Source organism: Chloroflexota bacterium (genome assembly GCA_016235055.1).
Taxonomy (GTDB): domain Bacteria; phylum Chloroflexota; class Anaerolineae; order JACRMK01; family JACRMK01; genus JACRMK01.
This window is the reverse complement of sequence record JACRMK010000049.1, coordinates 13,154-33,281: the sequence shown is the minus strand read 5'-3', so window position 1 is coordinate 33,281 and position 20,128 is coordinate 13,154. Positions and strand designations below refer to the sequence as shown.

Below are 20,128 nucleotides of genomic sequence, written 5' to 3'. Positions count from 1 at the left end.
GCGGACGCAAAACGGTACACACATGGATACACCATTTCCGGGCATGGACCCGTATCTGCAGCACCCGGCCATCTGGCACGATGTGCACCAAAGTCTGGTTGTCGCCATCGCAGATGATTTGTCGCAACGTATCGCGCCACATTACTACACCAGTGTCGCGTCACGCAAGCACCTAACTCGGTACGACCCCATTATCACAGATCAAGGTAGCGTGGCACCTATGACGGAGATCGGGGTGGCGGAGGTGTTTGTCCCCATGCGCGCCGAGGTCAGCGAGTGGTTCCTCGAAATCCGCGAGGTGAGCACCCGCCGGCTCGTAACGGTGCTGGAGGTGCTGTCGCCCGCGAACAAAGCGCCCGGCAAGGGCCGCGAGGACTACGAAGCCAAGCGCTTTGACGTTCTCGAATCGCGCACGAACCTCGTGGAGATCGACCTGCTGCGCGGCGGCGAACCGATGGATGTCGTCGGGCCGGTCGCACGCAGCGACTACCGTATCCTGGTCGCACGGCGCGCGCAGCTCTACCATTTCGGCGTGCGCCAGCCGATACCGGCATTCCCCGTGCCGCTGCTGCCGGGTGACAGCGATCCGCTGCTCGACCTGACGGCTGTCCTGCATGCGTTGTACGCGCGCGCCCGCTTCGACATGCGCCTCGACTACGCACAGCCGGCCATCCCGCCGTTGGTGGAGGCGGATGCGGCCTGGGCGCGGGCGATTATCACCGGCGCAGCCTGAAACGCGGGAGCGAATGCAAGAAAAGCCCCGCAGCGCAAAACGCCACCGGGCTTGTTCTTCGCATTGCCTTTCGACTCCTGCACACTCTACTACTCTGACGGCGACCAGCGGCAGGCGCGTTGCAGGACGCTACGCTTTCGCTTCGTTGCCCAATCGTCTGCGCTGAAGCCATCGCGCGAAAGAGGCTTGACTTTCGCTCGACTTCTTGCCAAGCAGAAGACCTTCAACACCAATATCCTCATCGAGGTCGGGCCAGTGAATGCCGTACCCCGCGCCGCTAATCTGGAAATTGGAGCGCTCCTCCGGCGTTCCATACGCTAAACGCGGGTACCAGCCGATCGGGGCAATAATCGTGCGGCCGTCTTCGAGGTCAACGGACAGGGTGTCATCCGTGATGGTAACACGGATGGCCCTAGTGGGCGCGAGCGTCAGCCCCGCAGAAAGCATCTCATTCATGTCTCAGTGTCTCCAGATTGTCTCGAATCATCCGCTCGATGTCCCGCAGTTCTTTGCGGCTGTAGCTATAGTTTGCCTCCAGGGATACATCGGGGTCAAGCCAGAACTTCGCGCTCATATGCTCGCGGTCGACGTGCATGTGGCGTGGCTCCTCGCAATCGTAAGAATAGAAATAGAAGCGATGAGCGCCAATGCGCAATGTCGTCGGCATGGCCAGTGCTCCCTAACCAGGTGGTATACCCTTTGTGCTACCGTTTCAGAGTATCATCGTTTCTGCCGGCCGGCAAGAATCCGCACATGCAAGCGATGGGTGTCTGAACGGACATCCGCTCCCGCGCTAAGCTCACCTCCTGTCAGTGCTACTTGACCGGCACGTCCGCAAACGGGCCGGACACCTCGATCGTCTTCGAGGCGTCTTTGGTGTGCCTGGCCGTAAATTGGAACTGGCCACTGTATTTCGAGCCGACGGCCGTCAGCGTCAAGCTGCCTTTCGTGCTCAGGTAGAACGCGGCAGCGCTGCCAAACACGGAGTATGCGCCGGCGAAGTCGACGACCGGTTTGGCCGATTGATCTTCAATCGCGTAGGTGCCCGGCTTCGTGTCGGGCGGGAACGACAGGCTGACGCCGTCGGCATTCTTCTCGTGCAGGTTGATGACCATCAGCTTGCCGAGCGTGCCGGCCTCGACACTGACGGGCGTGAAGCTCTTGCTGAGCGCGCCACTGATGACGACCTGCCCCGTATTGGCGGCGCGGGGCGCTGCGGACGTCGCGCCGGCCGGCGCCGGATAACTCCCCGCCGGGCTGTCCGATTCGCCGCATGCCGTGAGCGCCAGCAGCGCGACAAGCAAGACGGCGGCGATTCCGCGTGGAATCCATATACGCATGAGTTCCTCCCTCTGATGAAGCAATTCTTACGGTATTTCGAGTTCATCGATCTCTTGAATGAGCGCCGGCAGATTGGGCTCAGTGAAACTCATGTTTGGCGCGGGGATACGATGATGCTTGATGTCGGGCGGTATGTGCTTATGGTGAGGGATGGTCGAAGCTAAAGCCGGATCATTGGGATGTGGAAAGTCGTCGTACCAATATAACCGCTCCTCGCCTCGATACACTTCATACCCATAGGAAATGAGGAGGCCCGCGTCAAAGTCCATTTCTTCTCTAAGGCGAAGCCGCACGCCCTTTGCAAACAGGACTTCGCCCTCGGCAATACCCGTATATGGACTATCAGACCAAATGGCGACGGTCGAGCTTTTGACTTGGGGCTGGTCGAGTAACTCCGCCACAAAGCGGCTATAGGCGCTCAATGACTTCAACGGATTGTCGGTCATCAATAGGCCGGTTGAAAGCGCAACACCGAGGAGAATTTTCGTTCTTGAAGTTGCTGGCGATAGGTTTCCTTTCGCCGCCGCCACGTTTCAAAAATGCCCTTCCAGCGGCTGAAGTCGGCGCGCGTCTCATCGTAGGCGTCATAATCGGCCAACTGACCGGTTGTGAGCGCTGCATAAAAATCTTCGCTGAGGACGCCGTATTTCTCTTCATAGAGGGTCAACCGGCGCTCAAGCAGTTTCATCTCGATGACCAGTTCGTGAATTTCCATTGTCGGCTCTCCTAACTCAACTCAATTCTACTACTGATTGTCGAAACAAATGCGCGCGGGCCTGCTCAATGTGTCACCAACGACTCTCCTCGGCCCCCGCCGCCGGGCAACGGCGGGCAGAGGCCGGCGACAGTCGCGTTGCAAAGCGGAGGGCGAAGCTCGAATCGGATGCAGTACGTGGTTAGCCGCACTTTGTCAGTTGGATCCGCAGCCAGGCCGGCAGCCCGCCCAGGCGTATCTGCTCCAGCGTATAACTTTCAGCAAAGCGCGTTCGCTTGATGATGTCGGCAATTTCGCCCGTTCGATACGTCAGCCGTAGTTGCCTCATCAAGAAAAAGGGCGTTACCAGCCTTCGAACCAAGCCCTCCCTTTCAAGATTGGCCTTCAAAGCATTCCGCACTTGATTGTCGTCGAAATCTTGATACGTCTCAAAGAGAAATGCTGACCCGCCCTTCTTCGTAATGCGGAACAGTTCCGCGAGGCATTCTTCTGGATTATCCCATAAGTAGAAACTGCCAGTACAGGTAACAACATCAAAGAAGTCATCCGCATAGTTGGTATGCCGGACATCGCCGCACTGAATGTTGACGTCGATGCCCGTCAGGTTCTTCCTGGCGAGTTGAACCATGGCTTCGGAAATATCAAGCCCAAAAAGCTCAATTCTTGGGTTTAGCTGATGGACTTCGAATAGGAGCTTCCCGGGTCCAGGGCCAATATCCAGCAACCTGCCGCACTCAATTCTGGATACCAGGTCGCGCGCAATTTCCCGGTGCTGGCGTTCAATCGCTGTCGTCTGCGTCAGGCTGTTGTACAATCGCGCAGCGAAACTGGGAAGACTGACGAAGCTGGCTTGGCCTCTGCTTTTCACGCCGCGCCTCCGAACGTGCGTCCAGCGTCAGCCGCGCGCTGAAGCGCCGCCTATCGCGCCATCGACGTCGCTCTTTTACCCACGGCTGCTTCCACTGGGCAACGGTGGTCATCAGCCGCATTGCGGGTATCGAAGACCCTTGTTCGAGCAAGACTCGCCGGAATTATACGAACCTTCGCTGGAGCGGCGCGACAGCAACGCTCCCCTGCACGCGCTTCGGGCTTGTTGAACTGTCCTGCTTTTGACGGTGGCGCCCGAAATAAGGGTTCCTTTGCTATGATGCCGTCTGCGAACCATCGGATGGAGAAGGCAGCTCAAGATATTCAATCTTGGGCAGAGTTGCTCCGATGATTCCTTGCATATCGCCGTACATTCCAGCGACATTGCGAGTAACGCGCTCAATTTGCTTTTCCCGCTTTGACCACGATGTTTCCATCGCGCGTCTTTCGCGTTCAAGGTCTTCTTTCATCGTGACAAAAGACTCTACTATGGCTTCGACTCTTTGCTTGAACTCTGTGCCAGAGAGGTAGCCGTATAGCATTTCCATTTTGCCGCTCTTGCCTTCTGCTGCGAGTCTCGCCATTGCAACTTGAGTCAGATTTGTTCGCAAAGCACTGGCAACTCCAACACGAGTTGGGAAATCGGTTACCCAGACGCCGTCAACATTGGCAAAATGCGTTACCTCCTTTGGCAAAGCCACAGACGCCAACACAGCGATCTCGGCTCTCAAGGCACGTTGGTCGTCTTTCAATTTGGGAATCCACCCATCGCTCCAAGCCTTTGTGTTCTTGGACTCCCATACGATAGTGCCGCAGTATTGCCCTGACGGAGTATGTACACGCTGTACAACGTCTGCCCCCTTGACACCTTTAGCCACCGGCTCGATTTGGTCGTAGGGGAAATTCATACGAAGCAATTCTTCAAGTTCGATTTCAACCGCTTCCCCTTGCGTTTGTTGCGAACCCTGCTCGGCTTTCCGCCTTAGGTCTTCAATCTGCTTTCTCATGTCGGCAAGTTGTTTGTCTTTCTCAAGATCCTTGACGCGGTTTTCTTCGGTCAACCTTGTGGCGACTTCTTCTTGAACCTTCCGCCGTTCTTCATCTAACTTGCGAGCGATTTCCAATTCCATCGCTTGTTCTTTCTTCTCAAGTTCGCGTTGACGCTTCCGAAGGTCAAGTTCCTGTTGCCGCGCCTTGTCAAGTTCATCATTCTTTTCGGAAACTTGCTGGCGCAGTTCTGCAAGTTCAATGGCTAACGACTCTTTGGCTCTCTTTTCCGCATTACGCTTTTCAGCGGCTAACTTTTGCTTGAAATCGCTTTCTATCTCGCGTTCGTGCTCCTTTGCTTCGGCTTCATAACTCCTGCGAAGTTTCTCTTCAATTTGGCCGGTCAGGGCTTTGGACAGCAATATCTTCTTATTGCAGTGAGGGCAGATGATTGATTGCTCGGCCATTGTAAGTCTCCTGTTAAGTCGAAACGATTACGGTTTTGAGAGTTGTCGCGAATTGGAGCAGCCGGCTAACGACCTCGATCTGAGCGGCCCGGCCAGACGACACTCGATTCGGCTACAAGCGGTTGTTAGCCTTGCACTTCATCGAATAATTTGGGTTGACGCAGCTTTCTTTTGTCGCCTATAACTTTACCCTGCAACGACCTCAGATCAACAACTGCCCCATATTCGATGAACACCTCGCGGAATGTATCAATGTCCTTGTTCCAATAGATCATTGCACAGGACATTGGCGCACCCTTACCCTCGTCTTTACCCTCAACAAGAAAACGCAGTCTCGTATCGTACAGAAAGCAGACAGCGGTTGCCCGGCCCCACACATATTCTTTCCAATGACTGGTGTTAGTTGCTACAGGCACTAAGGCAAGAACTTCCGATCCATAATTCTTGTGGGCATGGGCACACTTATAAAGCCAGTGTTTTATTGTCGTTCTATTCTCTTTGTCAGAGCCATAAGGTGGATTTACATAAATTGTCCGATAATTCCATGTTTCCTTGAGCCCATCTTTCCCTGGTAGGCGATATTCTGTCTCAGCATGGACGATGGACCACTCATTCGAGCATGGGTCCAAAAATATCTTACCGCCAAAGACTTTTCTAACCGCGTCAACATACTTAGGAGGTGTACACCAGTTGACGCTCTGCGAATTAACTGTCCTTCCAGCCGTCATGAGTGTATCTCCTGCCAGTTCTTTCGTTTCAAAGTGTCAAGTTCATCCTTGAGTACTGCAAGCCGTTTCCCCGCTGGGGCGATAATGTTGAACCAGCCTTCGATCACCTTAAGGTGCGATTGGAAATAGGATTGGAGAGAGGCGTCAGCCGCAAGGGCAATCTGAACTTTTGTAAACTGATTGACTCCCTTCTTGCCTGTGTAACTCGCCAGAAATGCTTCTTTGGCTGCCGCCAGTTCCTTTGTCGGATGGAACAGCAACTCATCAATAAACTGGGCAATCCCTGCATCGGTCAGGAAAAGAAGCCAGTCGTATGATTGAGCGAGAACCTTCAGTTCCTTGTTGTGTTTCTCAGACGTGAACCAATTGCCGTGATTGCTGACAACACCGACCGTCAGAATAAAGTGCGAAAGAAGTTCTGAATCCCCAGAGGCGATGATTTCAGCCATCAACTTGTAGTAGTTACCATGTCGGAACGATCCGTCACGTTTCTGAATCAGGCCGCCCATATCGCCATTAGTCAACCTGATCTTCTGCAACGCTGACACTGTTCGAGCAACATAGGCTCCTTGCTTCGCCTTTTCGATCGTCTGCGGTCCTTTCCGCATTCCTTCTTCTACCCCGACTCGCTTACACTCGAAAATCGCGAATGGGCGACGTCGAAGGGCCACAACAGAATACTGTCCTTTCTCCTTTCCGAGTTGGTCGAGGTAAGCGTTTATGAAGGTCTCTCCAAGGTCACAGACCGTGCACGAGTTGCGTAGAATCAAGCCATTGCTCAACAGTGTGTGCGACTTCATCGAGTCCGCAGAGATCCCTAGTTCGGCAATTTGTTGATTCTTGGCAATCTTCTTTGCGGTGATGGGGAGCTCATTCCTGCCGAACTCCGTCGTCATCAGAGGAGTGGACGGATGAAGGCTATACTCAACATTGTGGGTGATACTGTCGTTGCCAAATTCAGGTAGCGGTCTCTCTATTGCAATGTTTCTTTCAAGCCCCCATGATTTTAGGGCGTAGAACGTGATGATCTCTACCAGGGTGCCGAGCGCACGCCCAGCAGCCTTCTTGGAGTCTTTGGCGTAGTGAAACACCTTGTCGGTAAGAACCTTCTGGAGTTGGTCAACTGATTGGTATGACATTCGTCGATTTCCCTTTTTGGCCTTCATATTTGTTACGGCTAACGACCCGCGCATCAGGCGCGTTGCAGGCGTCGAAGACTCCTTCGAGGGGAAGACTCGCCGGAACTACCCCAAACCCCGCGCGGGCAAGACTCGCCCTAGTCAGCGGCACTTAGCGCCAGTCGGCTGCATGCAGTTGTTGGGCGGCATAGAACGGTCTATAACGGCTTTGCGCGACACTCGTGTACTCGTCATGAGGTGTGATGGTCAAACCAGTCTCTGAATCTAAAACTGCAAGTGCCGTCCCATTTTGTTGTGCCAGTAATCTTTTCCTTGCTCCAGCCAACCGGATAGGTAAATAGCTTTGACTCCACCGTAATGTGCTGGAGCTTTGTCGAGGATGAATCCTCCCCAAGCCAAGCTTGGAGATTATGCCCATCTCCCAGCAGCCAGCCTGCTTGCGCTACGGCATTTCTGCACAATTCACATCTCAGTATGGCAACAAACAAACCAGCAAGTGCATTCGTTGAGTGCCTTAGAGTCGCTTCGGCCCGGTTCTCAAGTCTATCGTGTTTCACGTTGTTATAGGCGGCCCACCAATCTAACCCCGGATAATCACTTGGTTTGTGACTCACCACATTGCTCCAAGCGTCAAAGGGGTGTAGTCGTCTTGGTTCCTCACTGTAGAAAACCACCCATCTGGGTGCCATATATTCGCCGAAATAGGAAAAATAGTCCCTGATTCCCAACTTGTCTTTTGTGACGCAAGGGGATTGTTTGGCCTCGTATTTCCACAGAGAATCAAGTTGGCTGCACGTTTCTAGGAGAATCGTTGCAAGAACTGGCGACCAAACGTTTTCGTGCACATCGCAATACGGGATAACTCTCAAGACATCAACGAGCATGTTCTCTGTTGTGATGTAGGCGCTAATTACGCTATTGGCTGGAAAATTGGATTTCATGCCTGTTCTCTACCGGACGTGCCCAATTATTAGGTATGTGGAGCGCGTTCTGTACCACGCCACTTGCAGGGGCGTTAGGCACACCCCGCCATGCGCCCCAGTATATCCCCATCATTCCGAAAGTCAAGGCAAACTCGAGTTGCCAACGCTCCCACCCTACGTCCCCGTGCTCTCCAGCAGCCGCTCCAGCACGCGCACCGAGAACTGGCGCCCGATCACCGACGCGACGCTCAAGATGTGCTTGACGTCGTCCGGCATGCGGTCAATGCGCGCCAGCAACAACCCTTGCAGGTTGTCGGCGATCTCCACCGTGTCGATCATCCCGGCGGCGCATCGATGGTGCTCAAGACTGTGCGCTGCGTCATGGCTGGTTCTGCTTGACCTCGGCCGCCACGGCATACAGCATCCACTCGCCAGGCACCCCCTTCAACGCATGGCGGCCCCGATCCTCAAAGCGAATTCCAGACCCGGCCACCAGATCCTTCACGGTGCTCGATATCAGTGTCTCGCCGGGGCCGGCCAAGCCCCCAATGCGTGCTCCGGTATGGACGGCGATCCCCCCGATTTTATCGCCGGTGACCTCGCACTCGCCTGAATGGATGCCGACCCGTACGTCGATCCCCAGCACTCTGACCGCGTCGGCAACCGAACTCCCGCAGCGAATGGCCCGCGCGGGCCCATCGAAGGTCGCGAATATCCCGTCACCGGCCGTGCCAATCTCGCGCCCCCGGAAGCGCGCGAGTTGTTGCCGCGCGATCGCGTAATAGCGGTCCAGCAGGTCACGCCACGCTCCGTCGCCCAACTGCACAGCGCGCTCCGTAGAACCGACGATGTCGACAAACATGACGGTCACCAGCACGCGGTCGGGTTCGTGCGCCTCGCGGATTCCGGTCAGGAACTCCTGGACTTCGGCGAGCAGGTGGTCAACGTCCTCTGCAAAGAACAGGTGATCAACTCCCGACAGCTCCACGAACCGCGCGCCGTGAATATGCTCAGCCAGGTAACGACCGTGCTCCAGCCCGGTGAAGGGGTCGCCGGCCCGGTGCAGCACAAGCACGGGCACGGCGATGGCCGGCAGGACGGCGCGCGCGTCGGTTGCGAAGGCGCTCCGGAGCAACGTCACTGCGGCGCCCGGGCTGGCCGCCAGGCGTTGGTAGCGCGACCACCAACTCTTCATCGGCGCATTCCCGGTCTGGCTGGCGATCAACGCTTCGAAGGCGACGCCCTTGCCCCACCCCTCTTCAATGGCCTGCAGAAGGCCCTGGGTCTGCTCGACCGGAATGCCGTAAGCGTAGTCCGGCGCATAGGCCAGCCGCGCATAGGAATTGAGGAGCACCAGCGCCGTTGTTCGGGCCGGATACGTCGCCGCGAACAGTAAGCTCAGTGCTCCCGCCTCCGACGTTCCCATCAGGGCGGCCCGCTCGGACCCGACCACGTCCATGACGGCGCGCAGGTCGTCCATCCGTTCTTCGAGGGTGGGCAAGCGGTCCAACGGCACCGGGTCCGACATCCCCGTCCCGCGCTTGTCCAGCACAATGAGGCGAGCAAAGGACGCGAGCCGGTTCAGGAATCGCGCCATCCGGGGCTCTTCCCACATGTGCTCGATGTGCGATATCCATCCGTGCATGAACACGAGGTCCATCGGGCCCGTGCCGATGGTTTGGTACGCAATGTGGAAGTCCCCGCTCTTCGCGTACTTCGTCTCTGGGACAGCGTTCATGGCAGCCTCCAACCCCTATCTATGGCGACGAGATCACTGGCTGCCCTGGTCGACCTCGTGCGCCGAAGTTTGACTATGTGGAACGCGTCCCGCGTTGCCCCTGCACAGCAGACCAGCGCAACGGCTTCCGCATAGCCCCGATCGGCAACAACTGCAGTGTACCGGAGTATAGCCGCGCTTGTCGGCACGTCAAGACGGGTTTGGGATGCGCTTCATCGCAACATGCTCCTGGATAATTGTTCGCGCTGTGCCCCCGCCAATGTCGCTCTCTACGTCCCCGTCGTCTCCAGCAGCCGCTCCAGCACGCGCACCGAGAACTGGCGGCCGATCACCGACGCCACGCGCACCGACACAGCGCGCCCCCCATCCAAAAGCAAGACAGGGGTTTCGCGCGCGCAAAACCCCTGTCAGTTACCAGCGCACAATGCGCGGGACGACAAAAACTATTCCTCTTCTTCTTGACCGGTCATCGCCGCCTTATGCTTGGCCACGATCAACTCGGTCACATGACTGGGCACGTCTTCGTAGTGCGAGTACGCCATGGTGTAGTAGCCGCGCCCCTGCGTCATCGAGCGCAGATCGGTCGCGTAGCGCTGTAGCTCGGACAGCGGGCCGATCGCCGTGATGACTGCTTTGCCCTTGTTCTGGTCGATGCCTTCGACCTTGCAGCGCTTGCTGGTCAGGTCGCCCATCACGTCGCCGGTATACTGCTCCGGCACCACGACGCTGATCTTGTAGTACGGCTCGAGCAGCACGGGCGCCGCCTGCGGGAGGCCGTTCTTGAACGCCAGGTGCGCCGCCAGCTTGAACGCCATTTCGGACGAGTCGACCGAGTGGTACGAGCCGTCGTACAGCACGGCGCGGAAGTCGACGGTCGGGTAGCCCGCCAGCACGCCCTTGCCGACGATCTCATTGAAGCCCTTCTCGACCGCCGGGATGAAGTTGCGCGGCACCGAGCCGCCGAAGACTTCGTCGACGAACTCGAAGCCCGTGCCGCGCGGGAGCGGCTCGAAGCGCACCCAGATGTCGCCGAACTGGCCGCGCCCGCCGGACTGCTTCTTGTGCCGGCCCTGGATCTGCGTCTTGCGCCGGATCGTTTCGCGGTACGGGATGCGCGGCGGCGCCGCCGTCAGGTCGGTGCTGAACTTCGCGTGCGCGCGCTTGAGCGCCACGTCGATGTGCGAGTCGCCCATGCCCCACAAAATCGTCTCGCCGGTCTCCGGGTCGCGCCGCACGTTCAGCGTCGGATCCTCTTCGACCAGGCGCTGGAGCGTGGTGCCCATCTTGTCCACGTCGGCCTGCTTGACGGCCGACAGCGCCACGCCGTAGACCGGGTTCGGGAAGGCGATGCCCGGCAAGGTCAGCGCATGCCCCTTGTCGCAGAGCGTATCGCCGGTGTGCACTTCGCCGAGCTTGGCCACCGCGCCAATGTCGCCCGCCGCCACCGACTGAACCGGAAGCTGTTCCTTGCCGCGCACCTGGTACAACTGCCCGATGCGCTCTTCGTGGCCGGACCGGCCGTTGATCACGCGCGAATCCGACGAAAGCGTTCCGGAGTAGACGCGGTAGTACGTCAGCTTGCCGACAAACGGGTCGGCCAGCGTCTTGAAGGCGAAGGCGGCCAGCGGGCCCGCCGGGTTGGCAGTCAGCTTCTCAACCGCGTGGCTGGCCGCATTGGTCGCCTCGGCCACGGTCTCGGACGGCGACGGCAGCAGGTCCACCACCGTATGCATCAGCGACTGCACGCCCAGATTGGCGGCCGCCGAGCCGCACAGCACCGGGATGATCTTTCCGCTGCGGATGCCGGCATGCAGACCGCGGATGACCTCGTCCTGCGTGAGCACTTCGCCGGCCAGGTACTTCTCGATCAGCGAGTCCTCGGCTTCGGCCGCGGCCTCGACCAGTTGCTGGCGGTACGCGGCAGCTTCAGCCTCGTATTCGGCCGGGATGTCGCCATCGCGGCCTTCCTTCGTGATGATCGCCTTCATGCGGGCGATATCCACCACCCCTTTGAAATTGGTCTCCGAGCCGATCGGCAACTGCAGCGGAACCAGACGGCCGCCCTCGAACGTGGCGCGCATCTGATCCACGGTACGCTGGAGCGAGGAGTTCTCGCGGTCCATCTTGTTGACAAACAGGATGCGCGGCAGCGCAAGCTCGTCGGCGTAGCCCCAGGCCAATTCGGTGCCGACTTCCGGCCCGGCGACCGCGTCCACGACGAACACGGCGGCATCGGCGACGCGCAGCGCGCCCTTGACTTCGCCGGCGAAGTCGACGTAGCCCGGCGTGTCCAACACGTTGATCTGCACGTCGCGCCAGGTCAACGGCAGGACGCTCGTGTTGATCGATATGCGGCGGCGAATCTCTTCGGCGTCGAAATCCGACGCGGTGTTGCCATCTTCGATGCGCCCAATGCGCGTGGTCACTTTGGCGTCGAACAGCATCACCTCGGCCAGCGACGTCTTGCCGGCGCTGGAATGTCCCACCAGCGCGACATTGCGTACCCGCTCAACCTTGCTATCAGCCATGCGATGCACTCCTGAAACATTGATATGCAGCTACTGCGGCTTTTCGATTATAGCATGAAGGCTGGCCCTTCCACAAAGGTTTTGTGCGCCGAGCAGCAATTCTCAATTTGGCTTTGGACGCGTACTGTCCAATGCCGGCTTGTCATGCGCTGGTGTTCAGGTGCTTATCACGCAAGCCAATTCGACGAGTAATGACTGCTTCCCTCCCCCCGGCCCCCTCCCAACTTCGTTGGGAGGGGGAGAGATTCTAAGGGGAGGTGCGCGGCGGCTGCGCCGCCGCGCACCTCCCCGTTAGCTTTTCCCCTGCTCCCCCGCGCGCGGGGGAGCAGGGGCCAGGGGATGAGGGGGCATACTGGCGGCCGACTCCAAAATGAGAATTGCTGTGCGCCGAGGGTGTATTTCACTTCTGGGGAGAAGTTAGCGAAGGTCGCCGTATGCCACGTCGTCATGCCCGCTTTCGCGGGCATCCAGCGGCGTTGCTTCTGGACTCCCGCTTTCGCGGGAGTGACAGCTTGTTCTGCCTCAGGCGTCACTTCGCCCCCAATCTGAAATGCAACCGAGCGCCAATCGGAGCCAGGGGCATATTGCAAGCGTCCTAACCGCATACTGTTTCGATTTGAATGCGTCCCCAAGTGATTACTGCAAGAATCTGCGACACGGCAATAATCTCAGCCCTCCCCCCGGGCCTCCTCCCAGCTTCGCTGGGAGGGGGTGCAAGTTAAGGGGGATTGGCGCGGCGGCAAAGCCGGCGCGCCAATCCCCCATACTTTTTTCCCCTGCTCCCCCGCGCGGGGGAGCAGGGGCCAGGGGATGAGGGAGCGATCGAAGCACTTACGCAATAGGCCTGAGGACATTGTCAGGTCGAAACAGTATCACACGTACGTCATGCCAGCATGATGTTAGCCGGCATGACGGCTAGTTTCTTCAGCAAGCAAACCCGCCGGAAACGTCCCGGCGGGCTTGTGCACATGGCCTGTCGATCGCGTCACGTGACGCGGATTAGTGTGCGGGCGGTTGAATGACTTTGAACGCCGCGCCGCCCGGATCGGCCAGGGCGGCCAGGCGGCCAAACGGCGAATCGTCGGTCGTGCCCATCGCCTTGCCACCCTGGCGGGTCGCGATGGCCACGGCTTCGTCCGTGTTGGCCACCGTGAAATAGGTGATCCACTGCGACTTGAAATTGCCCCACGACGGATCGATCTGCATGATACCGCAGAGGCTCATGTCGCCGTGCTTCAGCACATAGTACTCCATGCCGCCAGGCATCGGATCGACGGTGGCGTGAAGCAGCGCAGCGTAGAAATCACGCGCCTGCTTCGCATCGGACGCATAGAGTTCGCACCAGGCGGTCGCGCCCGGTTCATCGGTGACCTGCGAGCCTACGTGCAGCCCGGCCTGCCAGAAACCGAAACCGGCGCCGGTCGGGTCTACCAGCGTCGCCATGCTGCCCAGCGGCCCCACGGCCATGGCCGGGACCACGACCTGCGCCCCGAGCTCGACCGCGCGGGCCGCATCGGTCTGTGCATTGTCGCTGGCGAAATAGAGGTTCCACGCGGCGGGCGCCGGTGCGGCGCCCGGCTCATTGCCGATAAGGCCGGCGACCGCACGCTTAGCCAGCCGTGCGTTCACGTACCCGCCGTATTCCCCACTGCTGGCGTCGAATTCCCAGCCAAACAGCGCAGCGTAGAACTTGCGCGCCACGTCGGTATCGGGCGACAGCAAGTCGATCCAGGTGGGTGTGCCGGCCGGTTTTGCGTGCGTATGTGTGGTCATAATGACTCCTTGATCCCCTTCGCTCTCAAAATGGCTGCCAGTCAGGCATCCAGGACATCGCCATCATGCAAGTTTCAACTATAGGGGCAAAGCGGGAAAACGCGAAAGGTCGTGCGTCACCAGGCGGCCGCCTGGCAACGTGTGTCAAAATGCGTGCGACCTCCCGCAGTACGGCGGACGCCATCAAGGCATCCGGAGTCAGGCCGCGGCGCCGTCTACGCGAACACGCTTAACGCCAGATACGCCGACACGCCCCAATTCGGCGCATCCACGATCTGGCTGATCTTGAGATCGGCGGCGAGACTGCACAGCACATAGGCGTCCTCGCGGCTCAGGTGTTTCTCGCGCTCCAGCCAGTCGATCAGACCGCGCACGGCGTTCTTCGCGTTCGTCATCAGGTCGGGACCCAGCGCCGTGTGCGCCCGGTAGCCGCGCGCATCGGACAGCGGCTGCAGCGCGCCCGCCGGCGTCACAAACTCGTAGCGCCAGGGCGGCAGCGAGCGGCCTTTAATGACGTTGAAGCGCATGCTGAACTGCATCGGGCACTCGATGCCGGTCACGCATACCTCGCCGTCCCCCTGCGCGGCGTGGCAGTCGCCGGCCGAAAACAGCGCGCCCGGCACGTATACCGGCAGGTAGAGTTTGGCCCCGACGCCGATGTGGCGCGTGTCGATGTTGCCCGCGCCTTTGGTCGGCGGCAGCACGTCTTTGTCACCCTCCTCGTCGGTCGCCACACCCATCGTGCCGCAGAACGGCTGGATCGGGATGCGGATGTCGTCGCGCAGCGCCGTGCTGAAGCCGTCGGTCAGATCGAAGTGGCGGATGTACGGGTTGGGGAAGTCCTCGGACAGCAGGCCGAGTCCCGGCAGGATGCCCGCCCAGCCCCAGGCCAGCGGTTGCAGCTTGAGAATCTCGACTTCCAGCACATCGCCGGGCTGTGCGCCTTTGACGTAAACCGGCCCGGCCAGCGGATACAGTTTGTTGAAGTCAAGGCGGCCGAACACGTCGGCTGCGCAGCCCGGCGTGACCTGGCCGCTGCTGACCTCGTTCGTTTCGCAATGCACGACATCGCCGGGATCGATTTCAATCGCGGGCGGGTTGGCCTTGTTCCACTTGTAATGAATCTTGCTCTTGTCGAGCACGTGCTCGCGGCGGGACATCGGCTCCTCCTTGGGTGAGGGAAATTGGCGGGTGCAGGCTGTTCTGCGCCCGTCCGCACTGATCCGATGATATCGCGAGTCCGCCGGCCGGCCAAACACCCGCCGGCGCGAAAAAGCCCGGCAGACAGGTAATCCTGTCTGCCGGGCCCATGGTAGCGAGCCGGAAACCGAAGCTTAACGCTTGGTGTACTGCGGCGCCTTGCGGGCGCGCTTGAGGCCTGGCTTCTTGCGCTCCTTGATGCGCGCATCGCGCGTCAGAAAGCCGCCCTTGCGCAACACCGGCTGCAACGCCCCGTCGCTCTTCAGCAGCGCGCGCGCCACGCCGTGCGCCACGGCGCCGGCCTGGCCCGCCTGGCCGCCGCCCTTCACCATGACGGAGACGAGGTATTTGTCGCGCATGCCGGTCGCGGCCAGCGGCGCCTGCACGGTCGACAGGTCGGCTACGCGCATGAAGTACTGCTCAAACGGCTTTTCATTCACGACAAACGCGCCTTCGCCCGGATACAACCGCACACGCGCCACCGAGGTCTTGCGCCGCCCGACGCCTTCGAAGTACTTGCCGGTCAATTCTGCCATCGCTTATTTCTCCTGAATCGTGTAAACCTTCGGGTTCTGCGCGCCGTGCGGGTGCTCGGCCTTGCGATAGACCTTGAGCTTGCCCATCAGTTTTTCGGTCATGCGCGTGTCCGGCAGCATGCCCTTGACCGCCGACTTGATGACGCGGTCCGGGTGCTTGGCCAGCTGCTCGCGCAGCGGGGTCGTGCGCAGGCCGCCGGCATAGCCGGAGTAGGCGTAGTACATTTTGTCGTCCAGTTTCTTGCCGGTCACCTTGATCTTTTCGGCGTTGACGACGATCACAAAGTCCCCGGTGTCCAGGTGCGTCGAGAAGGTTGGCTTGTGCTTGCCGCGCAGGAGCGTGGCAATGCGCGTCGCCAGCCGGCCGAGCGTCTGGCCCTCGGCGTCGACGACCCACCAGTCCCGCTGGATATCTGCTTCTTTCAATGCGAATGTTTTCACTTCGGCTCCTCGAAATCCGGTCCGCCCGATCGCTCAAGCGGGTCTCGCTCATATTCCACGCGCCACAGACACAAGCCGTGCGGCGGCGCCACCCACTTGACGCGGGCCTTGTCGCGCGCCGGCAGCAGTGCCGCAAACGCCTCCGGCAGCAGTTGCCCGCCGCCCAGCGCCGCCAGCGCGCCGGCCATGCGCCGCACCATACCGTGCAGGAACGCATTAGCCGTCAGTTCCACGGTCACGCGGTCGACTGCGCGCCAGCAGCGCGCGGCCAACAGGTCGCGCACCGCGCTGCGCTCGCGCTTCGGCGGGTTGCCGAAGGCGATAAAGTCGTGCCGCCCGATGTAGCCCTGCACGGCGGCGTGCATCTGTCGCTCGTCCAGCGGCCGGGTCACGCTCCACGCGTACCGGTTGGCCAGCGGCGCCCGCACCGCACGATTGTCAATCACGTAGCGGTACGTGCGCGCCCGTGCCGAGCGCCGCGCATGAAAGTCGTCCGGCGCCACCACCAGCGACTGCACGGCGATGCTATCCGGCAGGCGGGCGTTCCAGGCGCGTTGCAACTCCCGCACCTCGCGCGCCCACGCGCAACTGAACGAAACCACCTGCGCGCGCGCATGCACTCCGGCATCGGTGCGCCCCGCCCCGGCAAGCCGGATTGGCGACTGACAGATGACGCTGAGCGTCTCTTCCAGGGCCCCCTGGATCGTCGGGCGGTCGGTCTGAAGTTGGAAACCTGCAAAATCCGTGCCATCGTACTGCACGATAGCCGCAAAGTTACGCTGCATGACGGGCGCCTGCGCAACCCGCTACTTCTTCTCCGCCGTCTCCGCGACCTGCACCAGCTCCAGCAGCGCCATCGGCGCGGCATCGCCCTTGCGCGGGCCGAGCTTGTAGATGCGCGTGTAACCGCCCTTGCGCCCCTGGTACTCCTTGGCGATTTCCTCGAACAGCTTCTTGGCGACTTCGGTCGAGTTCAGTTGCGAGATGATGCGGCGGCGCGATGCCAGATCGCCGCGGCGTGCCATCGTGATCATCTTCTCCGCCTGGCTGCGGAGTACCTTGGCCTTGACCTCGGTCGTCTCAATCCGCTCGTTGCGGAACAGGTCGGTCAGCAGATTCTTGAACAGCGCTTTGCGCGCGCCCGTGCTGCGCGACAGCCTCTTTCCGGCGACTTGGTGCCTCACGCTCTACTCCTCCGTTTCCGCTTCCAGATCTTCTTCTTCGTCGCTCTCTTCGGCGACGGCCTCCGGGTTCACCATATTGTCGCCGATGAGGCCGCGCTCGCGCAGTTTGTCCTGCAACTCGACCAGCGACTTGCGACCGAAGTTGCGGATCGACATAATCTCTTCTTCGCCCTTGGACAGGCGGTCGAGCACTTCGCCGATCTTCGTGATCCCGGCGCGCTTCAAGCAGTTGTAGGCGCGCACGGATAGCTGCAGGTCTTCGATCGGCAGTTCGCGGCCGCTGGTATCCTCGGCGGCCGCCGCCGGCTCCTCGATCGGGATCAGGTCTTCTTCCTTGACGCCCGCAATGATGCCGAAATGCCTGGCCAGCAGGAACGCCGATTCTTTGACGGCGTCCAGCGGGCGCATGGTACCGTCGGTCCAGATTTCGAGCTCGACGCGATCCAGGTTGGCCACCTGGCCGATGCGCTCCGGCTTGACGGCGAAATTCACCTTGCGGACGGGGCTGAAAATCGCATCGACCGGAATCTCGCCGATCGGCAACTTGCCGCGATCCTCGGAGGGCGAGAAGCCCTTGCCCTTGGAGACGACGATTTCAACCGACACGCGCGAATCGGCCGCGTCCAGCGTCAGCAGGCGCAGTTCGGGATTCACAATCTCGACGCCCGCCGGCGTTTCAATGTCGCCGGCGGTCACCGGCCCCTCGCCTGTGCGCTCAATCAGCATGCGCACCGGTTCGTCGCCGTCCATGCGCAGGCGCAACTGCTTCAGGTTCAGGATCAGCTCGATCGAGTCTTCCTTGACGCCGTCGATCGGCGAAAACTCGTGATGAACGCCTTCGACCTTGACCGACGTGACCGCCGCGCCAGGCAGCGCCGACAGCAGGACGCGCCGCAAGGCGTTGCCTATCGTCGTGCCGAAGCCTTTGTCCATCGGGCTGATTGCAAACAGCCCGTAGTTCTGGGTCAGCGACAGGATTTCGATTTTCGGTAGTATTTGATTGACCAAGCCGCACCTCTCCCCGGAGGGGCACAGGCACAAAGCGCAGGCCAACCGGGCCGCCCAGTTGCCGGATCAACCGGCATGGGGCGCGGGGCCTGCGCGGGCGCCTGCATCCCGCTACACGATCGACGCTATCGAGAGTAGTACTCGACGATCAACTGCTCATTGAGCGACACGTCGATCTGGTCGCGCGACGGAACGCCGAGCACCTTGGCCGACAGGCTCGCATCGTTGCGCTGAAGCCAGTCGGGCGCGCGGCGTTCGCGCAGAACGCTGGACAGGTCCGTGAAATATTTCTTGGCCTTGCTGCCCTCGGCAATCGATACCACGTCGCCGGACTTCAGGACGGCGGAGGCGATGTCGAGCGGGCGGCCGTTGACGAGCACGTGGCCGTGCGTCACCAGCTGGCGGCCCTGGGCGCGCGAATCGGCGTAGCCGACGCGATAGACGACATTGTCGAGGCGCAACTCAAGCATTTGCAGCAGGTTGACGCCGGTCATGCCCTGGTGGCGCTCGGCTTCCGCGAAGTAGCGGCGGAACTGGCCTTCGAGCACGCCATAGATGCGGCGGGCGCGCTGCTTCTCGCGCAACTGCACGGAGTAGTCCGACGCCTTGCGGCGCCCCGTGCGCTTGCCGCCATGCTGGCCGGGCGGGTACGCGCGCCGCTCAATGGCGCATTTGGGCGAGAAGCATCGCTCGCCTTTCAGAAACAGCTTCATGCCCTCGCGGCGGCACAGCCTGCAAACAGGATCGGTATACCTTGCCATCGAATCTCCTACGATAGTCGCGGGTCAGTCAGAATCAAGCGGTGGCACCCCGCAGGGCGCCGCCATGCTCCACCGCACGGGATCAGACGCGGCGCTTCTTGCGCGGGCGGCAGCCGTTGTGCGGGATCGGAGTGATGTCCGTAATCGAGCGCACGCGCAGGCCCGACGCCTGCAGAGCGCGCAAGGCCGATTCGCGGCCGGGGCCGGGGCCTTTGATGTATACATCGACTTCGCGCATGCCGGCATCGAGGCAGGTCTTTGCCACCGTGCCGGCCGCCAACTGCGCCGCATACGGCGTGCTTTTGCGCGAGCCTTTGAAGCCCGCCGAGCCTGCACTCCCCCACGCCACGACATTGCCCTGCGTGTCCGTCAACGTCACAATGGTGTTGTTGAAGGTCGCCTGGATGTGCGCCTGCCCTTGCGGCGGCGATTTCTTCGCGGCCCGGCCGCCCGTGCGGGCGCCCTCCGGTCGTCTTGCCATGCATCTCCTCCGTGTCAACGTCCGGCGCGCACGGCGCGCGCGGTATTACTTCTTCGCCTTGGTCTTCTTCTTGCCGGCCACCGTCTTCTTCGGGCCCTTGCGCGTGCGCGCGTTCGTGCGCGAGCGCTGGCCGCGCACCGGCAGGCTGCGGCGGTGCCGGATGCCGCGGTACGAACCGACTTCCTGCAGCCGCTTGATATTCATGCTGATCTCGCGGCGCAGATCGCCTTCGACTTTGAATTCTTTGTCGATGACCGAACGCAGGCGCGTGATCTCGTCTTCGGACAGGCTGCGCACACGGGTGTCCGGGCTGATATTCAGTTGATTCAGGATCCGCTTGCTCGCCGAGGGGCCAATGCCGTAAATATACGTCAAACCGATCTCGACGCGCTTTTCACGCGGCAGGTCCACACCTGCAATACGGGCCATAATGCCTCCGAATTAGCCTTGGCGCTGCTTGTGCTTGGGGTTGGTGCAAATCACGCGCACCACGCCGTGCCGCTTGACAATTTTGCACTTGTCACACATCTTCTTTACAGACGCGCGAACCTTCATATTATACTCGCTCCCCGCGATTT

At 60.4% G+C, this 20,128-nt stretch carries 25 protein-coding genes; 1 reads left to right on the top strand and 24 read right to left on the bottom strand.

The annotated features are described in order from the left end of the window. The first annotated feature begins 22 nt into the window (after positions 1-22). The gene (locus HZB53_12065) at positions 23-733 is read left to right on the top strand and encodes a DUF4058 family protein (protein MBI5878376.1); all 711 of its coding nucleotides are present in this window, start codon (positions 23-25) and stop codon (positions 731-733) included. Between the two features lie 129 nt (positions 734-862). Here HZB53_12065 and HZB53_12060 read toward each other — a convergent pair whose 3' ends face one another. From HZB53_12060 to rpmJ, 24 genes are all read right to left on the bottom strand, one after another. Beyond that, positions 863-1,180 (bottom strand): DUF2442 domain-containing protein, encoded by a 318-nt coding sequence (locus HZB53_12060; GenBank protein MBI5878375.1) that lies wholly within the window; start codon positions 1,178-1,180, stop codon positions 863-865. Position 1,181: 1 nt separating this feature from the next. Next, entirely contained in the window at positions 1,182-1,400 is a 219-nt protein-coding gene (locus tag HZB53_12055; protein ID MBI5878374.1) for a DUF4160 domain-containing protein, read from the bottom strand. 148 nt (positions 1,401-1,548) lie between these two features. Beyond that, complete coding sequence (locus HZB53_12050; GenBank protein MBI5878373.1) at positions 1,549-2,073, bottom strand: hypothetical protein; 525 nt, start codon at positions 2,071-2,073, stop codon at positions 1,549-1,551. Between the two features lie 27 nt (positions 2,074-2,100). Then, on the bottom strand, positions 2,101-2,520 hold the full coding sequence (locus HZB53_12045) for a hypothetical protein (protein ID MBI5878372.1): 420 nt from the start codon (positions 2,518-2,520) through the stop codon (positions 2,101-2,103). Further along, positions 2,520-2,789 carry a hypothetical protein gene (locus HZB53_12040; protein MBI5878371.1) on the bottom strand — a complete coding sequence of 90 codons (270 nt, stop codon included), beginning with the start codon at positions 2,787-2,789 and terminating at the stop codon, positions 2,520-2,522. Before HZB53_12040 ends, HZB53_12045 begins: the two co-directional genes overlap by 1 nt. Before the next feature lie 181 nt (positions 2,790-2,970). Then, positions 2,971-3,657, bottom strand: a complete 687-nt coding sequence (locus HZB53_12035) for a class I SAM-dependent methyltransferase (protein MBI5878370.1) — start codon at positions 3,655-3,657, stop codon at positions 2,971-2,973. Between the two features lie 274 nt (positions 3,658-3,931). Then, positions 3,932-5,110, bottom strand: coding sequence for a DUF2130 domain-containing protein (locus HZB53_12030; protein MBI5878369.1), 1,179 nt, complete (start codon positions 5,108-5,110; stop codon positions 3,932-3,934). 125 nt (positions 5,111-5,235) lie between these two features. Beyond that, positions 5,236-5,838: an N-6 DNA methylase gene (locus HZB53_12025; protein ID MBI5878368.1), complete on the bottom strand. Its 603-nt coding sequence runs from the start codon at positions 5,836-5,838 to the stop codon at positions 5,236-5,238. Further along, entirely contained in the window at positions 5,835-6,977 is a 1,143-nt protein-coding gene (locus tag HZB53_12020) for a hypothetical protein (GenBank protein ID MBI5878367.1), read from the bottom strand. Before HZB53_12020 ends, HZB53_12025 begins: the two co-directional genes overlap by 4 nt. Before the next feature lie 230 nt (positions 6,978-7,207). Further along, on the bottom strand, positions 7,208-7,918 hold the full coding sequence (locus HZB53_12015; protein MBI5878366.1) for a hypothetical protein: 711 nt from the start codon (positions 7,916-7,918) through the stop codon (positions 7,208-7,210). Between the two features lie 156 nt (positions 7,919-8,074). Next, positions 8,075-8,239 (bottom strand): hypothetical protein, encoded by a 165-nt coding sequence (locus HZB53_12010; protein ID MBI5878365.1) that lies wholly within the window; start codon positions 8,237-8,239, stop codon positions 8,075-8,077. Between the two features lie 40 nt (positions 8,240-8,279). Next, entirely contained in the window at positions 8,280-9,638 is a 1,359-nt protein-coding gene (locus HZB53_12005; GenBank protein ID MBI5878364.1) for an adenylate/guanylate cyclase domain-containing protein, read from the bottom strand. A 443-nt stretch (positions 9,639-10,081) separates the two neighbouring features. Then, positions 10,082-12,166, bottom strand: coding sequence for an elongation factor G (gene fusA, locus HZB53_12000; GenBank protein MBI5878363.1), 2,085 nt, complete (start codon positions 12,164-12,166; stop codon positions 10,082-10,084). Positions 12,167-13,165: 999 nt separating this feature from the next. Next, positions 13,166-13,939: a VOC family protein gene (locus HZB53_11995; GenBank protein MBI5878362.1), complete on the bottom strand. Its 774-nt coding sequence runs from the start codon at positions 13,937-13,939 to the stop codon at positions 13,166-13,168. A 215-nt stretch (positions 13,940-14,154) separates the two neighbouring features. Then, entirely contained in the window at positions 14,155-15,099 is a 945-nt protein-coding gene (locus HZB53_11990; protein MBI5878361.1) for an acetamidase/formamidase family protein, read from the bottom strand. A 174-nt stretch (positions 15,100-15,273) separates the two neighbouring features. Beyond that, positions 15,274-15,675, bottom strand: a complete 402-nt coding sequence (gene rpsI / locus HZB53_11985; GenBank protein MBI5878360.1) for a 30S ribosomal protein S9 — start codon at positions 15,673-15,675, stop codon at positions 15,274-15,276. 3 nt (positions 15,676-15,678) lie between these two features. Continuing rightward, positions 15,679-16,116, bottom strand: coding sequence for a 50S ribosomal protein L13 (gene rplM / locus HZB53_11980; protein ID MBI5878359.1), 438 nt, complete (start codon positions 16,114-16,116; stop codon positions 15,679-15,681). Next, positions 16,113-16,901: a tRNA pseudouridine(38-40) synthase TruA gene (truA, locus tag HZB53_11975; GenBank protein MBI5878358.1), complete on the bottom strand. Its 789-nt coding sequence runs from the start codon at positions 16,899-16,901 to the stop codon at positions 16,113-16,115. Before truA ends, rplM begins: the two co-directional genes overlap by 4 nt. Positions 16,902-16,922: 21 nt before the next feature. Further along, positions 16,923-17,300, bottom strand: a complete 378-nt coding sequence (gene rplQ, locus HZB53_11970; protein ID MBI5878357.1) for a 50S ribosomal protein L17 — start codon at positions 17,298-17,300, stop codon at positions 16,923-16,925. Positions 17,301-17,303: 3 nt separating this feature from the next. Beyond that, entirely contained in the window at positions 17,304-18,233 is a 930-nt protein-coding gene (locus HZB53_11965) for a DNA-directed RNA polymerase subunit alpha (protein MBI5878356.1), read from the bottom strand. Positions 18,234-18,433: 200 nt separating this feature from the next. Continuing rightward, a complete protein-coding gene (rpsD, locus tag HZB53_11960; protein ID MBI5878355.1) occupies positions 18,434-19,069 on the bottom strand; it encodes a 30S ribosomal protein S4 in 636 nt (211 codons plus the stop codon). 82 nt (positions 19,070-19,151) lie between these two features. Beyond that, entirely contained in the window at positions 19,152-19,550 is a 399-nt protein-coding gene (rpsK, locus tag HZB53_11955) for a 30S ribosomal protein S11 (protein MBI5878354.1), read from the bottom strand. A 45-nt stretch (positions 19,551-19,595) separates the two neighbouring features. After that, positions 19,596-19,979, bottom strand: a complete 384-nt coding sequence (rpsM, locus tag HZB53_11950) for a 30S ribosomal protein S13 (GenBank protein ID MBI5878353.1) — start codon at positions 19,977-19,979, stop codon at positions 19,596-19,598. 12 nt (positions 19,980-19,991) lie between these two features. Then, complete coding sequence (rpmJ, locus tag HZB53_11945; protein ID MBI5878352.1) at positions 19,992-20,105, bottom strand: 50S ribosomal protein L36; 114 nt, start codon at positions 20,103-20,105, stop codon at positions 19,992-19,994. Between the last annotated feature and the right edge of the window lie 23 nt (positions 20,106-20,128).

Excerpts from the sequence above, each read along its gene's own strand:
- HZB53_12065 (MBI5878376.1), top strand. The coding sequence starts at position 23 with ATGGATACACCATTTCCGGGCATGGACCCGTATCTGCAGCACCCGGCC.
- HZB53_12060 (MBI5878375.1), bottom strand. The coding sequence starts at position 1,180 with ATGCTTTCTGCGGGGCTGACGCTCGCGCCCACTAGGGCCATCCGTGTT.
- HZB53_12055 (MBI5878374.1), bottom strand. The coding sequence starts at position 1,400 with ATGCCGACGACATTGCGCATTGGCGCTCATCGCTTCTATTTCTATTCT.
- HZB53_12050 (MBI5878373.1), bottom strand. The coding sequence starts at position 2,073 with ATGCGTATATGGATTCCACGCGGAATCGCCGCCGTCTTGCTTGTCGCG.
- HZB53_12045 (MBI5878372.1), bottom strand. The coding sequence starts at position 2,520 with ATGACCGACAATCCGTTGAAGTCATTGAGCGCCTATAGCCGCTTTGTG.
- HZB53_12040 (MBI5878371.1), bottom strand. The coding sequence starts at position 2,789 with ATGGAAATTCACGAACTGGTCATCGAGATGAAACTGCTTGAGCGCCGG.
- HZB53_12030 (MBI5878369.1), bottom strand. The coding sequence starts at position 5,110 with ATGGCCGAGCAATCAATCATCTGCCCTCACTGCAATAAGAAGATATTG.
- HZB53_12025 (MBI5878368.1), bottom strand. The coding sequence starts at position 5,838 with ATGACGGCTGGAAGGACAGTTAATTCGCAGAGCGTCAACTGGTGTACA.
- HZB53_12020 (MBI5878367.1), bottom strand. The coding sequence starts at position 6,977 with ATGTCATACCAATCAGTTGACCAACTCCAGAAGGTTCTTACCGACAAG.
- HZB53_12015 (MBI5878366.1), bottom strand. The coding sequence starts at position 7,918 with ATGAAATCCAATTTTCCAGCCAATAGCGTAATTAGCGCCTACATCACA.
- HZB53_12010 (MBI5878365.1), bottom strand. The coding sequence starts at position 8,239 with ATGATCGACACGGTGGAGATCGCCGACAACCTGCAAGGGTTGTTGCTG.
- HZB53_12005 (MBI5878364.1), bottom strand. The coding sequence starts at position 9,638 with ATGAACGCTGTCCCAGAGACGAAGTACGCGAAGAGCGGGGACTTCCAC.
- fusA (MBI5878363.1), bottom strand. The coding sequence starts at position 12,166 with ATGGCTGATAGCAAGGTTGAGCGGGTACGCAATGTCGCGCTGGTGGGA.
- HZB53_11995 (MBI5878362.1), bottom strand. The coding sequence starts at position 13,939 with ATGACCACACATACGCACGCAAAACCGGCCGGCACACCCACCTGGATC.
- HZB53_11990 (MBI5878361.1), bottom strand. The coding sequence starts at position 15,099 with ATGTCCCGCCGCGAGCACGTGCTCGACAAGAGCAAGATTCATTACAAG.
- rpsI (MBI5878360.1), bottom strand. The coding sequence starts at position 15,675 with ATGGCAGAATTGACCGGCAAGTACTTCGAAGGCGTCGGGCGGCGCAAG.
- truA (MBI5878358.1), bottom strand. The coding sequence starts at position 16,901 with ATGCAGCGTAACTTTGCGGCTATCGTGCAGTACGATGGCACGGATTTT.
- HZB53_11965 (MBI5878356.1), bottom strand. The coding sequence starts at position 18,233 with ATGGACAAAGGCTTCGGCACGACGATAGGCAACGCCTTGCGGCGCGTC.
- rpsD (MBI5878355.1), bottom strand. The coding sequence starts at position 19,069 with ATGGCAAGGTATACCGATCCTGTTTGCAGGCTGTGCCGCCGCGAGGGC.
- rpsK (MBI5878354.1), bottom strand. The coding sequence starts at position 19,550 with ATGGCAAGACGACCGGAGGGCGCCCGCACGGGCGGCCGGGCCGCGAAG.
- rpsM (MBI5878353.1), bottom strand. The coding sequence starts at position 19,979 with ATGGCCCGTATTGCAGGTGTGGACCTGCCGCGTGAAAAGCGCGTCGAG.
- rpmJ (MBI5878352.1), bottom strand. The coding sequence starts at position 20,105 with ATGAAGGTTCGCGCGTCTGTAAAGAAGATGTGTGACAAGTGCAAAATT.